Below are 14,894 nucleotides of genomic sequence, written 5' to 3'. Positions count from 1 at the left end.
CCGGGCCTCGACCGGCGCTGAACCGGCGACGGCGGCAAGGGACACTGCCGGAATGGCGGAACCGAGGGACCCGGCCGGCCGGGGTCGGCTGCCGGCGTTGATCCGGCCGATGATGGCCACGCTCAGCGAGCTCCCGCCGGCGGCGCAGGACGACCTCTGGGCGTACGAGGTGAAGTGGGACGGCGTCCGCGCCGTCGCCTACGCCGAGGACGGCGGGCTGCGGCTGATGTCCCGGACCGACCGTGACATCACCGTTCGCTACCCCGAGCTCCATCCCCTCGGGGCCGCTCTCGCCGGTATGTCCGTCGTCCTCGACGGCGAGCTCGTCTCCCTCGACGCCGACGCCCGGCCGTCCTTCGGGCGGCTGCAGCACCGGATGCACGTCACCGACGACGCCGAGGCCCGCGGCCTCGTCGGCCGCTACCCCGTCACCTACATGATCTTCGACGTCCTGGTCGCCGACGGACGCTCACTCCTCGACCGGCCCTACGTCGAACGCCGGACCCGGCTCAACGACCTCGACCTCGCCGGGCCGGCCTGGCAGACCCCGCCGTCCTGGATCGGCGGCGGCCCGGACCTCGTCGCCGCCACCGCCGCCCAGGGCCTGGAAGGGGTCATCGCCAAGCGGACCAGCTCGACCTACCGACCCGGGCAGCGCAGCAAGGAGTGGCGCAAGATCAAGAACCTGCAGACCGCCGACATCCTCATCGGCGGCTGGAACCCCGGCGAAGGCCGCCGTGCGGGCACCGTCGGCTCCCTCCTCATGGGACTGTCCACACCGGACGGACTCGCCTACATCGGCAACGTCGGCACCGGCTTCACCGACGCCGTTCTGCGTGACCTCCTGCGCCGCCTCGAACCACTGTCGACCCCGACGTCACCGTTCGACGCCGTCCCCGTCCCCCGCGAGTTCGCCCGCCGCGCCCACTGGGTCCGACCGGAACTCGGCGGCGAGGTCGCCTACGCCGAACTCGGCTCCGACGGCCGCCTCCGCCACCCCCGCTGGCGCGGCCTGCGAGACTGACCGGCCGCCAGGACGGCTTCCGCCGGATACACCTGCTCCTTCAGGAAGTCCGAAACCTGTCCGGACAGCCCGCGGGTGCGCTCGTCGGCGGCGAAATCCACGTCAGGCCGTTCCGGTCACGACGGTCGGTCCCCGTCGAACAGGGCCGCGCGGATCGCCTGGCGCTTGAGCTTCATGCTCACGGTCTTCGGCAGCTCGCCGACGAATCGCACCACGGTCGGCTTCTTGTAGCTGGCCAGGTGCCGGCGGCAGTGCTCGATCACGTCGGCCTCCGTCAGCCGCGCGCCGCGGGCGACGACCACGGCGGCAGCCACCGTCTGGCCGTACCGCTCGTGGGGAGCGGCGACGACGGCCACCTCCTCCACGCCCTCGAGGGTGGCGATCACGCCCTCGACCTCGGCCGGGTAGATGTTCATGCCCCCGGAGACGATCATGTCCACCCGGCGCTCGCGGACGTACACGTAGCCGGCGGGGTCGATGGAACCGATGTCCCCGCTGTAGTACCAGCCGTCCTGCATCGACTGGGCGGTCGCCTCCGGACGATGCCAGTAGCCGGCCATCAGCGAGGTCGACCGCACGGCCAGCTCGCCCTCGGACTTGCCGTCGTGCGGCAGCGGCCGCCGTTGCTCATCGACGATCTCGACCGACGCGTCCACCGTCACCCGGCCGACGGAGTCGTAGAGGTCCATCGCGTCGCACGGCCCGAGGATGTCGCGGCCGGTGAAGGCGGTGACGATCCCGCCGCTGATCTCGGTCATCCCCCAGCCCTCGACCAGCCGGGGCCCGACGACCTCGGCGAGGCCGGCCAGCCGCTGCGCCGGGGCCTTGGAGGCCGAGTGCAGGACCGTGGTCAGCGTGTCGAGCGCCTCCGGCCGCTCCCGTACGGCCGCACCGAAGTCCGCCATGCCGGGGGTCGGGACGTAGACGAAGGTCGCGCTGCGGCGGATGACGAGGTCGACCGCGCGGCCCGCGTCCCACTTGCCGAGCAGGTGCATCGACCCGCCGACGAACAGGTGGCTCATCGCGAAGGCGCACACGGTGGCCGTGAACGACATCGAGCCGGTGTACGCGGCGACGGAGGCCAGCGGCAGGTGATAGGAGACCGTGTTCATCCGGGCCAGGTTCTTCAGCGACCGGTGGGTCAGCATCGCCCCCTTGGGGAAACCGGTCGTGCCGCTGGTGTACGCGATGATGTACAGGTCCTCCTCGTCCAGCTGCGGCAGCGCGTCCACGCCGTCGCCGGCAACGAGGTCCTCGAAGCGGGTCGCGCCCAGCGCGGTGTCCTGGCCGTACGTGCCGACGAGCGCGAAGTCGCCGGCGGAGAACGTCGCGTCGGCCCGCTCGGCCAGACCGTCGGAGACCAGGAGGGCCCGCGCGTCGGCGTCCTCGACGATGTAGCGGGCCTCCTGCGGGGTCAGCCGGTTGTTCACCGGGACCATGACCAGCCCGGCCCGGGCCGCCGCCATGTACGTCTCCAGGTACTCGACGGAGTCGTCCGCCCAGACGGCGAGGCGATCGCCGCGCCGCAACCCGCGGCCCAGCAGGCTCTTCGCCAACCGGGTCGCGCGTCCGTCCACTTCGGAGTAAGTACGCGAGTCGCCGCCCTCGATCGCGAACAGCACCCGATCGGGGCTGCGCTGCGCTCCGAAGGTGAGCATGTCCCCGATGAGGTCGGGTCGTACGCCCTGAGCGGTCACGGGGCCTCCTCGCGTCGGGTCGGGTACGTCATGGTCAGCCCCACCGCTTGGCGGCGTCGAGCAGTTCGGCCCGATGGGCGGGGTCGGCGATGGCCGCCAGCGCGGCCGCCCGCTCGGGCAGGGTGCGGCCGGCCAGGCCGGCGACGCCGTGCTCGGTGACCACGTGGGTCACCGCGGTACGCGGGGTGGTGACGACGGAGCCCTCGCCCAGCGCGGACACGATCCGGGACCGGCCGCCGCGGGCGGTGGAGCGCATCGCGATCACCGACCGGCCGCCCGGCGACAGCAGCGCGCCCTGCATGTAGTCGCACTGGCCGCCGGCCCCGGAGACGATCCGGTGGCCGACCGTCTCGGCGTTCACCTGGCCGCCGAGATCCACCTCGATGGCGGAGTTCACCGCGACCAGACCCGGCACCCGGGCGAACGTGTCCGGGCTCATCGCGTAGTCGGCCCCGACGACGCGGACGGTGTCGTGGGCCGCGGCGTACTCGGCCAGGGCCCGGCTGCCCATGACCTCGCCGACCTCGACCGCGCCCGGGTGCGGCGTGTACCGCGCCCCGGTCACCACCCCGGCCTCCATCAGCTGCATCGCGCCGTCGGTGAGCATCCCGACCAGGCCGAGGTCGCGGTGTCCGGACAGGTGCTGCAGCAGCGCCTCGGGGATGCCACCGAGGCCGATCTGCAGGGTGTCGCCGTCGCGGACGAGGCCGGCGACGTTGCCGGCGACCGCGCGATCGACCTCGTCCCAGCCGCTGCGGCCGAACTCCGTCAGCGGCGCGTCCAGCCGGACCAGGCGCTCCAGCTGGTCGACGTGCACCCGCCGATGTCCGGTGGTGGTGGGCATGTGCTCGTTGACGACGCCGATCAGGCGGGGGACGCGGTCGGCCAGCGGCGCCAGGTACGACGGCGACACCCCGAGCGTGCAGAAGCCGTCCGCGGCCGGCGGGGACAGGTGCAGCACCAGCGCGTCGACCGGGTACGCGCCGCCGGGACCGAACGTCCCGACGATCTGCGAGTAGCGCAGCGGCAGGAAGGACACGTTCCCGGCCGCGGCGACCCCGGGCGCGTACTGCCAGGTGGTGAGGCGCACGTACGGGGCCAGCTCGGCCAGGAAGCCGTAGCCGGTCAGCACGAGGCCGGCGACGATCTCGACCTGCTCGCGGCCGGTCAGCGCGCCGCCGATCGCGCCCACGAACTCGGCCGGGAACCCGCACCCGGACGGGAGCAGCACCCGGGCGCCGGCCAGCGACCGCCACGCGTCCTGAGCGGAGTCGGTCACGGCGCGCCATCCGTCCAGGACGTCCAGGACGCCCGGGCGGTCAGCACGGTGGTCCCGTCCTGGTCGACGCACTCCACGTCCGCGCCGGCCGGGTGGCGGGTGACGGACACGGTGACGGTGCTGGGCACGTACACCGGGGCGACGAACCGGTACGCCACCGCAGATCGGGGCGCGTACGTGGCCAGCAGCTCGCCCACGATCGAGGCGAGGATCGGGCCGTGCGCGATGCACCGGCCGTAGCGGGTGGTGGCGGCGAACTCCGGGTCGGTGTGCAGCCGGTTGTGGTCCCCGGACAGGTCGGCCCAGGCCCGGACGAGCTCGGCGTCGATCACGACCTGCTCGCTCACAGCGGCCACACCCCGAGCACGCGGACCCGGGCGAACTCCGCGGCACCGGCGGCGAAGCTCACGTCGATCGTGACCCAGCCGCGGCCCTTGCGCTCGGCCCGGTCGGTCACGACGGCGGAGGCCCGGAGCGGGGTGTCCGGCGGCAGCGGCCCGAGGGTCTCCACCTCCAGGCTCGCCATGACGCCGCCGCTGGGCATCGTCCCCTCGCTGAGGTACGCGCGGCGCGCCTGGATCGCCAGCAGGCCGGTCGGAGTGTCCGACACGCGTCCGGCGATCGACCGGTACGCCGCCAGCGTCGCCGCATCGACGGTGAACCCGACCGGCGTGAACCGCCGGCCCAGCGCCATCCGGTCGTACGTCATCAGCTCGGTCACGACGGTCCCCCCGGGGCGCGGGCCGCGGGCAGCCCCGACCGCTGCACCCGGCTCAGCAGCGGCCGCCCCAGCACCGACTCGGCCAGCCGCCCCGCGGCCAGCGCCGCCTCCAGGTCGATGCCGTCGACCAGCCCGCTGCTCGTCGCGACGGCCGCGAAGTCCTCGGTGCACAGGTTTCCGGCGGAGGCGGCCTGGTGCTCGTCCGGCGGGTGGCCGCCGATCCCGCCGAGCGCGCAGTCGATCCAGTCGGCGCCGGCGCCGGCCGCCGCGATCGCGTTGGCCAGGGCGGTGCCGCGCATGTCGTGGAAGTGGCCGGTGAGCGGGACCCCGCACTCGGTCCGTACCAGGTCGACGAGGGCGGCGGCCGTGCGCGGGTCGGCCTCGCCGGTCGTGTCGCCGAGCATCGCCTCCGTGGCCCCGGCGGCCAGCAGCGAGCCGACGAGCTCGACGACCTGCGCCGGCGGCACCGGCCCTTCGATCGGGCACGACCAGGCGGTGCCGACGCAGCCGATCACCTTCAAGCCGTCCTCGGTCGCCGCCCGGACCACCTCGTCGATCTCGGCCAGGGCCTCGCGGGTGCCGCGCCGGACGTTCTTGCGGTTGTACGACTCCGACGACGCGATCGCCACGAGCACCGAGTCGACGCGCTCGGCGAAACCCGGCACCGAGGCCAGCCGCTGGTAGCCACGCAGGTTCGGCACGTAGACCAGGTAGTCGACGCCGGGGCGGCGGTCGAAGCGGGCGACGACCTCGGTGGCGTCCGCGAACTGCGGCCAGGTCTGCGGCCGCGCGAACGAGGCGACCTCCACCCGCCCGGCCCCGAACGTGCCCGCGGCCGCGATCACGGCCAGCTTGTCCTCGGTCCGGACGGGACGCTCGGCCTGGATGCCGTCCCGGCCCCAGCACTCAGCCAGCCGCATGGCTGCTCACGACGGACTCGGGGTCCTCGGGGTCCTCGGCCAGCACCCGGGCGACGCCCTCGACGCACTGCGCCAGCGGGGTCCCGGTGGGAAACACCGCCGCCACGCCCAGCCGCTCCAGCTCCGCGTGCTCCTGCGGCCGGACGGTCCCGCCGACCACGACGGGGATGTCGGCCGCGTCCCGGCGGGCCAGCTCGGCCAGGACGCGGCGGCTCAGCTCCACGTGGGATCCGGACAGGATGGACAGCCCGATCACGTCGACCGACTCCTGGATCGCCGCGACCGCGATCTGGGCCGAGGTCTGCCGCCGTCCGGTGTAGATGACCTCGAAGCCGGCGTCCCGCAGCGCGCGCATGATGACCAGCGCGCCGCGGTCGTGGCCGTCCAGACCGGGCTTGGCCAGCAGCACCCGGCCCCGGTACGGCTCACGCGGAGAACGACTCACGGTATTCCCCGAACTCGGCCACCAGCAGGTCCATCATCTCGCCCAGCGTCGCGCCGGCCTCGGCCGCGCGGATGACCGGCTCGATCAGGTTCGCCTCGCCGCGGGCGGCGGTCTCCAGCGCGGCCAGCCCGCCGGCCAGCGGACCGGGGTCACGGGTCCGCCGGTGCTCGGCGAGCGCGGCCAGCTGGCGGGTCCGCGCGGTGTCGTCGACCTGGTGCAGCGGGACCGGGTTGTCCCGGTCCTCGTCCATGACGTAGCAGTTCACGCCGACGACCCGCTTGGTCCCGGACTCGATGCTCTGCTCGGTCTGGAAGGCGGTGTCGGCGATCGCCCGCTGCGGGAAGCCCTGCTCGATGGCCGGCACGATGCCGCCCAGCCCGTCGATCTCGGCGATCAGGGCCGCGGCCCGCGACTCCATCTCGTCGGTCAGCGCCTCGACGTAGTAGGAGCCGCCGAGCGGGTCGACCGCCTTGGTGACCCCGGACTCCTCGGCGAGCACCTGCTGGGTCCGCAGCGCCAGCAGCGCGGCGTGCTCGGTCGGGATGTCGTACGCCTCGTCGTAGCCGGCCACGAGCATCGCCTGGCACCCGCCGAGCACCGCCGCGAGCGCCCCGTACGCCCCGCGCACGATGTTCAGCTCCGGTTGCTGGATCTTGAAGTTGTAGCTGCCGACCGGCGCGGTCACCCGGAACTTCATCGCCGACGGGTCGGTCGCGCCGAACTCGTCCCGGCAGATGTGCGCCCACATCCGCCGGGCGGCGCGGAACTTCGCCGCCTGCTCCAGCAGGTTGTGGTCGGCGAACATCATGAAGGAGAACCGCCGGCCGACGACGTTCACGTCCATGCCCCGGGCGACCAGGGTCCGCAGGTACTCCTTCGCGCAGGAGAGCACGAACGCCATCTCCTGGATGTCCGAGGCGCCGGCCTCGTAGAACAGGCAGCCCCGGATGTTGATCGGGTAGAAGTTCGGGGTGTTCTCCAGGCTGGACTCGAACGTGTCGGCGAACAGCCGCAGGGCGGCCCGCGGCGGCACCCGCCACAGCCCCCGGGCGATGAACTCGACCAGCGGATCGTTGCTGAGCGTGCCCGATACCCGGGTGAGGTCCGCGCCCTGCTGCCGGGCGGTGGCGAGGAAGAGCGCGTAGATGATCGCCGACGGCGCGTTGATGTTGAACGTGGCCGCGATCTTGTCCAGCGGCAGCGCGGCGAACAGGCCCTCCATGTCGGCCAGGGTGTCCACGGCCACGCCGAGACGGCCCACCTCCGGCGTCGCCTCGGGGTCGTCGGAGTCCAGCCCGAGCTGCGTGGCCAGGTCGAACGCGCAGCTGATGCCGTTCTGGCCCTCCCGCAGCAGGGTCTGCCAGCGCTCGACGGTCTCCGTCGCCGTGCCGTAGCCGGCGTACTGGCGCATGCGCCACGGGCGGGAGCGGTACATCTCGTGGTGCACGCCCCGGGTGAACGGGAACGTGCCCGCCGGCTCGGGTGCCGCGCCCACGTCGCCCGGCCCGTACGACTCGGCGACGGGGATGTCGCTCTCAGTCCGGATGTCCATCCCGACCGGGCCCCTTTCCGACGGTGTCACTGGCGGCCTCATGCGCGCGGAAGACCCAGCACGCGCTCGGCCAAAATGTTGCGCTGGATCTCCGACGTACCGCCGCCGAGGGTCAGCGAGCGCGCGGCGAAGTAGTGCCGGCTCCAGTCGTCCGGACCGGCGGGATCGAGCGCGACGCCGGCGTCGCCGTACAGGTCCCGCCAGAGTTCCAGCATCGCCTGCCCGTGCGCGTCGGCCAGCGCCCGGCGTACCTCGGGCACGGTCTCCGGGTCCCGGCTGCTGGCGTAGCCGAGACCGCCGAGCGCCTCGGTCCGCATGACGTGCAGCGCGAGGGCCTCGGCGTACCCGGTGGCCAGCCGCTGCCGCAGGTCGTCGGGCAGGTCGAGGCCGCGGGCCACGCCGAGCAGGTCGGCGAAGGTCGGCCCCTCCCCCCACAGCAGGCCCGGGGTGGCCGACATGGACAGCCGCTCGTTGGCGAGGACGTCCAGGGCGATCCGCCAGCCCGCGTTCTCCGCGCCGATGCGGTCCTCGTCGGTCAGCCGGACGTCGTCCAGGAAGACCATGCACCACTTCGGCTCGTTCTCCATGCTGGCGATCGGCCGCAGCGTCACCCCCGGCGCCGACATCGACACCACGAAGCACGAGATGCCCCGATGCTTGGGCGCGTCCGGGTCGGTACGCGCCAGCAGCAGGCCCCAGGTGGCCAGGTGCGCCTGTGAGGTCCAGATCTTCACGCCGTTGACCAGGTAGCCGTCGCCGGAGCGGGTGGCCGACGTGGTCAGCGACGCGAGGTCGGAACCGGCCTCCGGCTCGCTGAACAGCTCGCACCAGATCTCCTCGCCGCTGAGCATCGGGCCCAGGTAGCGGTCCTGCTGCGCCGGCGAACCGGACCCGGCGATGAGCGGGGCGACGAAGTCGCGGGCGAGCGGGTACGGCGGCCGCGCGACGCCGGCCCGGCCCAGCTCCTGCTCGATGACCACGAGGTGGTCGCCGCTCGCGCCGAGCCCGGTCGGCGGCGGCCAGTGCGGCACCAGGTAGCCGCCGTCCAGCAGGTCCCGCCCGGTCGGCGCCGGGTGCTCCCCCAGCCATTCCCGGACCGGCTCCCGGCGCGGGTCGTCCGCGGCCGGCATCCGGGCCGGGAACAGCTCGTCCCCGGCCGGCTCGGCCAGCACGGACGCGGCGAGCGCGGAGCGGTCCGGGCCGGCCGAGCCGAGCTGCAGCGAGAGCCAGCGGGCCCGGCGGAAGTACGACTGGGGCAGCGCCTCGCGGGTGTACCCGAAGGTCCCGTGGATCTGGATGGAGTCGGCCGCGACCCGGACGTACGCGTCCGTCGCGGTCACCTTCGCCGCCAGCACCGCGTCGTCCGCGCCGGGCGCACCGTCGTCGGCCGCGGCACAGGCATAGCCGAGCGTCGCCTTCGCCGTCTCCACCGCGATGAGCCCGTCGGCGCACTTGTGCTTGACGGCCTGGTGCACGCCGATCGGCCGGCCGAACTGGACGCGCTGCCGGGCGTACGCGACGGCCAGCCGGAGGGTCTCCTCGGCGCCGCGCACGGCCTCCGCGGCCGCGGCGATCCGGCCGGCGCGGACGGCGGCCGCGATCGCGTGTCGGGTCCCGGCGTCACCGGCCAGCCGCCGGGCCGGGGCGCCGCCGAACGTGACGTCGGCCAGCCGGCGGGTCGGGTCGATGCTCTCCACCGGAACCACCCCGGCGTCGGCCCGGTCGACCGCGAACAGCCCGAGCCCGTCCCCGCTCGCCGCCACCACGCACAGCACGTCGGCGGCATCCGCGTCCACCACGAGCGCGGCCCGCCCGCTGAGCCGACCGTCCACCTCTCGGGGCAGGGTCGCCGTGGCGCCGCGGAAGGCGAGGGCGAGGGTCAGTTCGCCGGCCGCCGCGGCCCGGACGAGGTCGGCGGCTTCTCCCGGCTCGTCCCGGACGGCGAGCAGCGCGGGCAGGGCGAGCACCGCGGTGCCCCAGAACGGGCCGCCGTAGAGCACCGCGCCCAGCTCACCCGCGATCATGGCGAGGTCGGCGTACCCGAGGTCGAGGCCGTCCAGCTCGGCCGGCACGAGCACGGCGCAGACGCCCATCTCCGCCGCCAGCTCCCGCCACAGCGCCGGGTCGGCCGGCTCGTCGCCGACGATCCGCGGGTGCACCGCGGCCGGGCCGTGCCGGTCCGTCAGCAACCGCCGGAGGGCGGCTCGGCGGAGCAGCACGTCCTCGGGCGGCGCGTAGAAGGCGGGCCGCTCCGACACCGCTTCCGGTGCGCCCATCGCCACCCCTTCGCGGACACCATCGTCGACTATGCGAACGAACGTTCACTCACACTAACGAGCGCGCTGAGCTACCGTCAACGGGATCCAACCGCCTTTGACCGTCGGCACTCGGCATCTTACGCTGAGCGTCCGCTCACCATAGAGCGAGCGATTGATCGCCGCCCCGAGCATCCTGGAGCTGATCGACCCGATGCTGACCGCCGAGCAGCGCGCCCTCCAGGACACCGTGCGCACCCTGTGCGCCCGCACCGCCGACCGGGACCTGGTCCGGGCCTGGGACGAGGAGGGTCGCTTCCCCGAGGAGATCTGGAAGGCCCTGGCCGACAGCGAGCTGCTCGGCCTGCCGCTGCCGGAGGAGTTCGACGGGCAGGGCGCCGGGTTGCTGGAGACCACGCTGGTGATGGAGGAGCTGGCCCGGCACTCGGTGGCCGCCGCGTTCGCGTTCCTCATCACCGTCTGCTTCGGCGGCCTGACGATCGACAGGTCCGGCACCCCGGAGCAGCGGGCGTGGTTCCTGCCGCGCATCGCCCGGGGCGAGATCCGGCTGTCCGGAGCGTTCACCGAGCCCGGCGGCGGCAGCGACCTGTTCGCCCTGCGCACCTCGGCCGTCCGGGACGGCGCGGACTTCGTGCTCAACGGGCAGAAGACGTACATCACCTCGGCCCAGGTCGCCGACCACCTCGTCCTGCTGGCCCGGACCAGCCGGGAGGAGCGGCGCAGCGACGGGCTGACGGTGTTCCTGGTGCCGACGACCGCGCCCGGTCTGGAGGTCCGGCCGCTGCGGCCGCTGGGCCTGCGCTCGACCGGCACCAACGAGGTGTTCCTCGACGACGTCCGGGTCTCCGCCGACCAGGTGCTCGGCGAGGTCGGCAACGGCTGGCGGGTCCTGGTGCCGATGCTCAACAAGGAACGCATCCTGGCCGGGGCCTGGGCCCTGGGGAACGGGTGGGCCGCCCTCGACGACGCGATCGCGTACGCCGGCCAGCGCGAGGCGTTCGGCCGCCCCATCGGCGCGAACCAGGTCATCCAGCACTACGTCGCGGACGCGGCGATCGCGCTGGAGTCGGCCCGCCAGCTCCTGTACGAGGCCTCCCGCCTCCAGGACGCGGGCGACCCGGCCGCCGCCCGCTTCTCGATGATGGCCAAGGTCGCGGCGACCGAGGCCGGCTTCGCCGCCAGCCACGCCGGCATGCGCATCCTCGGCGGGCAGGGCTACCTGATGGAGACGCCGATGCAGCGCTACTTCCGGGACGCGCACGTCGCCCTGCTCGGGCCGAGCACCAACGAGGTGTCCAAGTCGTTCGTCGCGCGGTCGCTCGGAATGCCGCGCGACCGCCCGGCCGGATGACCGACGCCGGGCCGCCGCTCGCCGCGCTCGCCGCGCTGGTGCGCGACGGCGACCGGGTCGTGGCCGGCGGGCTGCCGCTGTGGCGCAAGCCGATCGCCCTGGTCCGGGCCGTGGCCGCCGCCGGGCGGCGGTCGCTGCGCTACTCGGCCTTCCTCGCCTCGCTGGACGCGGAGATCCTGGCCGCGGCCGGCTGCCTGGCCGAGCTGGAGTACGGCTACCTCGGCCGGGACGTGCTCGGCATCAGCCGGGCACTGTCCACAACGGACGACCTCGACCGCCGGCTCCGTACGGAGTTCGAGTACTGGGCGGCGCTGCGGGCGACCGCCACCGGCGTCGCCACGCTGCCCGACGCGTTCGGCCGTCCGGTCCCCGCCGCCCGGTACGACGTGTGCCTGCTGCACGCCGCGCTGATCGACGGCGCCGGCGACGTCCACAGCTGCCCGCTGGACGCGATGGAGGAGGACGACCGCCTGCTGGCCGGCGCGGCCGACCGGGTGCTGGTGACGGTGGAGCGCCGGGTCCGGGTCGCACCGCCGGGGTCGGTCCTGCTGCTGCCCGCGGCCGAGGTGACCGCCGTCGCGGTCCAGCCGGGCGGGGCGCGGCCGCTGGGGATGGCCGGGGCGTACCCGCCCGACCTCGACCTGATCGACGCGGCGGGAGCGCGGCCGTGACCGGCCCGGCCGGCGAGCGGGAGCGGCTGATCGTCGCGCTCGCCCGGGAGGTCGCTCCCGACGACAGCGTCGTCGTCGGCGTCGGGACCCCGCTGGCGCTGGCCGCCGTCCTGCTCGCCCGGGAACTGCACGCCCCCGCCGTACGGCTGCTGATGCCGGGGGCGCTGGACCCGGCCGCCCGGGACCTGGCCGACTACCTCGTCCGCCCCTGGTCCGGCGGCGGTAGCGCGCGGGCCCGACTGTCCAGAATGGACATTCTCGATGCCATCGCGGCCGGAGCGGTGACGCTGCAGTTCGTCCGGCCGGCCCAGGTCGACGAGCGGCTGCGCATCAACACCGAGCTGGTTCGCAGCCCGCGCGGGATCCGGCACCTCGTCGGGCCGGTGGCGTTGCCGGACCTGCTGGAACGGGCCGGCCGGGTCGTCGCGTACCTGCCGCGGCACGATCCCGCGTCCCTCGTGCCCGAGGTCGACACGGTCACCGCGCCACGGCCCGGCGGGCGCGGCCGGCTGGCCCGGGTGATCACCCCGCTCGCCGTCCTGGAACGACCCGGGGACTCGACGCTGGTGACCGGCCGCGGCACGTCGGTGTCCGCGGCCGAGCTCGCCGAGCTGACCGGCTTCCCGGTCGCACAGGACGGCGCCCGCCCGATCCCGGAGCCGTCGGCCGAGGAGCTCGACCTCCTGCGCCGGGTCGTCGACCCGCTCGGCCTGTCCGGGCTGGAGGATCCGGTCGGCCGCACCGCCGCGCTCGGCACCCTGGCCCGGGCGTGGAAGACATCCCCCAGCTTCCGGGAGGCAGCACCGTGAGCGACACCCGACCCCGCCGCGTCGTCGTGACCGGCGCGACCCCGGCCCGGCTGCGCGGGCGGGCTCCCCGCGGCGACGACGCCGAGGTCGTCGTCGTGTCGGTGGGACAGCCGGATCCGGCGCCCGCGGAGGCGGCCCGGCTGGCGGCGGAGCTGGGCGCGTACGACCTGATCTCGGTCGGCGTCGCCACCGGCCGGGTGACCCCGGCCGCGGCGACCGTCCTGGGCGCCTGCGACCTGGTCGTCACCGCCACCGACGCGGTCTGGGACGGCGCGGCCACCGGCGCCGACGCGGTCCGGCTGGGGCTCGCGATCGAGACCGCCGACGACGCCGAGGCCGCCGCCGCGGCGCTCGCCGCCGAGCTGGGGTCGTTCGCCGGCGGCGCCCTGGCCAGCACCAAGCGGATGGTCGACTCGGTCGCCGGGGCCGACCTCACCGCGGCGCTCGCGCTCGAGAGCGACCTGCAGACCGCGTTGCTGACCAGCCCGGCCCATCGGCGGATCGTGGCCGGGATGGCGGCCCGCGCCGGGGAGCGGCCCGCTCAGACGTGAGGCAGGACGTCGGCCGCGAACCGGTCGATCGACTCCAGCACCTGCTCCGGCTCCGGGCCGAGCGGCCGGCGCAGCCGCAGCAGCAGCGTGTCCACCCCGAAGTCGGCCTCCAGCCGCTGGATCTGCTCGAGGCAGTCGGCCGGTCCGCCGATCACGACGTGCGGGCGGAGCTTGTCGATGGTGAAGTCCGCCGCCGAGGCGAAGTCCCGGTTCATCGGCTGCAGCCCGTTCTCCTGGAAGTAGAAGAGCTGCTCGCCGACGATGCCCGGGCCGGCCAGCGCGGCCGCGGTCGCGTAGTCCTCGGCCAGGTACGCGTCCCGCATGAGCACGACCTCGGACGGCCGGCCGAGCTCGCCGGCCTCGGTCCGGTACCGCTCCACCTTGGCCGCCCACCGGGCCGGGTCCAGCGGCGTGATGCCGGCCGCCCAGCCCTCGGCCAGCCGGGCGGCCCGGGAGATCTGCTTGCCGGACTCCCCGCCGATCCAGAGCGGCGGCCCGCCCGGCTGGTACGGCGGGGGCGTGCACAGCACCCGGTCCAGCGGGAAGCGCCGCCCGTCGTAGCTGAACGGCTCGCCCCGCCAGGCCAGCTTGAGGATGTCGATCGACTCCTCGAACCGGGACATCCGCTGCCGGCCGTCGATCCCGAACTGCCGCCAGTACGCCTCGTGGTAGCCCATCGAGATCGTCAGGGTCAGCCGGCCGGCGCTGAGCAGGTCGACCAGCGCGGCCTCCTCGGCCACCAGCATCGGGTGGTACGCGGTGAGCACGAGCGAGAAGACGCCCAGCCGGGCCCGGGGCACGTGCGGCACCAGGGCGGACAGCAGGACCAGCGGCGAGGCCACCGCGCATTCCGTCCGGGCGTGCCGGTCGGGGACGTACACGCCCTCGAAGCCGGCCGCGTCGGCCCGGCGGGCCTCCTCGGCCAGCAGTTCCAGCCGGGTCCGGGTGAGTGCCGGGGCGGGCACCGGCTGCCGGTACGGGCCGAAGTGGGTGTCCAGGACGTAGCCGACCTTCATCGCGCGGCCGGTCGCTTGCCGTCGGCGACGATCCCCGGCAGCAGCGCCTCGACCCGGGCGACCAGCTCGCCGGCGGGCACCACGACGTCGACCGCCCCGAGCGCCAGCGCCTCGGCGGCGTCCAGCCGGCGCCCGCGCATGATGATCGACTTCGCCGCCATCGGCCCGACCCGCCGGGTCAGGTGGTAGCCGAAGCCCAGATCGGGGACGAGCCCGAGCTGGACGAAGGCGGTCACGAACCGGGCGGACTCGACCGCGACCACCACGTCGGCCGCCAGCGCCAGCCCCCAGCCGCCGCCGGCGGCGACGCCGTTGACCGCCGCGACGACCGGGCAGGGCGCGCCGCTCATCAGCTGCACGATCTGCTGGGCCCGCTCCAGGTCGGCCCGGCGTGCGGGCGGGGGCACGTCCGCCTCGTCCCGCAGCACGTCCAGGTCGACGCCGGCGCAGAAACCCCGGCCGGCGCCGGTGAGGACGATCGCGTCGAGGTCGTCGCCCGGTGCGACCGTGAGCGCCGCCAGCAGGCGGTCGCGCAGGTCCCAGGTGAAGGCGTTGAGCCGGTGCGGCCGGTTGAGCGTCACC

General features: G+C 74.6%; 15 protein-coding genes. 5 read left to right on the top strand and 10 right to left on the bottom strand.

Annotation, left to right across the window (positions count from 1 at the left end):
• Positions 1-52 precede the first annotated feature (52 nt).
• Positions 53-1,024, top strand: coding sequence for a non-homologous end-joining DNA ligase (gene ligD / locus VGP36_18640; protein HEV7656737.1), 972 nt, complete (start codon positions 53-55; stop codon positions 1,022-1,024).
• Between the two features lie 116 nt (positions 1,025-1,140).
• On the opposite strand, the gene VGP36_18635 is transcribed toward ligD, so the two are convergent.
• The 8 genes from VGP36_18635 to VGP36_18600 are packed head-to-tail and all read right to left on the bottom strand — an operon-like array spanning position 1,141 to position 9,914.
• Positions 1,141-2,721: an AMP-binding protein gene (locus tag VGP36_18635; protein ID HEV7656736.1), complete on the bottom strand. Its 1,581-nt coding sequence runs from the start codon at positions 2,719-2,721 to the stop codon at positions 1,141-1,143.
• A 34-nt stretch (positions 2,722-2,755) separates the two neighbouring features.
• Positions 2,756-4,000 carry an acetyl-CoA hydrolase/transferase C-terminal domain-containing protein gene (locus VGP36_18630; protein ID HEV7656735.1) on the bottom strand — a complete coding sequence of 415 codons (1,245 nt, stop codon included), beginning with the start codon at positions 3,998-4,000 and terminating at the stop codon, positions 2,756-2,758.
• Positions 3,997-4,347, bottom strand: coding sequence for a MaoC/PaaZ C-terminal domain-containing protein (locus VGP36_18625; GenBank protein ID HEV7656734.1), 351 nt, complete (start codon positions 4,345-4,347; stop codon positions 3,997-3,999). Before VGP36_18625 ends, VGP36_18630 begins: the two co-directional genes overlap by 4 nt.
• Positions 4,344-4,721: a hypothetical protein gene (locus VGP36_18620; GenBank protein ID HEV7656733.1), complete on the bottom strand. Its 378-nt coding sequence runs from the start codon at positions 4,719-4,721 to the stop codon at positions 4,344-4,346. Before VGP36_18620 ends, VGP36_18625 begins: the two co-directional genes overlap by 4 nt.
• Positions 4,718-5,641, bottom strand: coding sequence for a hypothetical protein (locus VGP36_18615; GenBank protein ID HEV7656732.1), 924 nt, complete (start codon positions 5,639-5,641; stop codon positions 4,718-4,720). The genes VGP36_18620 and VGP36_18615 overlap by 4 nt, the downstream gene beginning before the upstream one ends.
• On the bottom strand, positions 5,628-6,086 hold the full coding sequence (locus VGP36_18610) for a cobalamin B12-binding domain-containing protein (protein ID HEV7656731.1): 459 nt from the start codon (positions 6,084-6,086) through the stop codon (positions 5,628-5,630). Before VGP36_18610 ends, VGP36_18615 begins: the two co-directional genes overlap by 14 nt.
• Positions 6,067-7,638 (bottom strand): methylmalonyl-CoA mutase family protein, encoded by a 1,572-nt coding sequence (locus VGP36_18605; GenBank protein ID HEV7656730.1) that lies wholly within the window; start codon positions 7,636-7,638, stop codon positions 6,067-6,069. The genes VGP36_18610 and VGP36_18605 overlap by 20 nt, the downstream gene beginning before the upstream one ends.
• A gap of 38 nt (positions 7,639-7,676) precedes the next feature.
• A complete protein-coding gene (locus VGP36_18600; protein ID HEV7656729.1) occupies positions 7,677-9,914 on the bottom strand; it encodes an acyl-CoA dehydrogenase in 2,238 nt (745 codons plus the stop codon).
• Between the two features lie 154 nt (positions 9,915-10,068).
• Between VGP36_18600 and VGP36_18595 the strand changes: the two genes are divergently transcribed.
• Genes VGP36_18595 through VGP36_18580 form a run of 4 tightly spaced genes read left to right on the top strand, consistent with a single transcriptional unit; the run spans position 10,069 to position 13,296 of the window.
• Complete coding sequence (locus VGP36_18595) at positions 10,069-11,265, top strand: acyl-CoA dehydrogenase family protein (GenBank protein HEV7656728.1); 1,197 nt, start codon at positions 10,069-10,071, stop codon at positions 11,263-11,265.
• The gene (locus VGP36_18590) at positions 11,262-11,936 is read left to right on the top strand and encodes a hypothetical protein (GenBank protein HEV7656727.1); all 675 of its coding nucleotides are present in this window, start codon (positions 11,262-11,264) and stop codon (positions 11,934-11,936) included. Before VGP36_18595 ends, VGP36_18590 begins: the two co-directional genes overlap by 4 nt.
• On the top strand, positions 11,933-12,745 hold the full coding sequence (locus VGP36_18585) for a hypothetical protein (protein HEV7656726.1): 813 nt from the start codon (positions 11,933-11,935) through the stop codon (positions 12,743-12,745). The genes VGP36_18590 and VGP36_18585 overlap by 4 nt, the downstream gene beginning before the upstream one ends.
• Positions 12,742-13,296 carry a hypothetical protein gene (locus VGP36_18580; protein HEV7656725.1) on the top strand — a complete coding sequence of 185 codons (555 nt, stop codon included), beginning with the start codon at positions 12,742-12,744 and terminating at the stop codon, positions 13,294-13,296. Before VGP36_18585 ends, VGP36_18580 begins: the two co-directional genes overlap by 4 nt.
• On the opposite strand, the gene VGP36_18575 is transcribed toward VGP36_18580, so the two are convergent.
• Together VGP36_18575 and VGP36_18570 are read right to left on the bottom strand one after the other, a co-directional pair.
• Positions 13,287-14,312, bottom strand: a complete 1,026-nt coding sequence (locus VGP36_18575; protein HEV7656724.1) for an LLM class flavin-dependent oxidoreductase — start codon at positions 14,310-14,312, stop codon at positions 13,287-13,289. The two genes, VGP36_18580 and VGP36_18575, sit on opposite strands and share 10 nt — an antisense overlap.
• On the bottom strand, positions 14,309-14,893 hold the full coding sequence (locus VGP36_18570; protein HEV7656723.1) for an enoyl-CoA hydratase/isomerase family protein: 585 nt from the start codon (positions 14,891-14,893) through the stop codon (positions 14,309-14,311). The genes VGP36_18575 and VGP36_18570 overlap by 4 nt, the downstream gene beginning before the upstream one ends.
• Between the last annotated feature and the right edge of the window lies 1 nt (position 14,894).

Source organism: Mycobacteriales bacterium (genome assembly GCA_035995165.1).
Taxonomy (GTDB): Bacteria; Actinomycetota; Actinomycetes; order Mycobacteriales; family CADCTP01; genus CADCTP01.
This window is presented reverse-complemented; position numbering and strand designations above follow the sequence as displayed.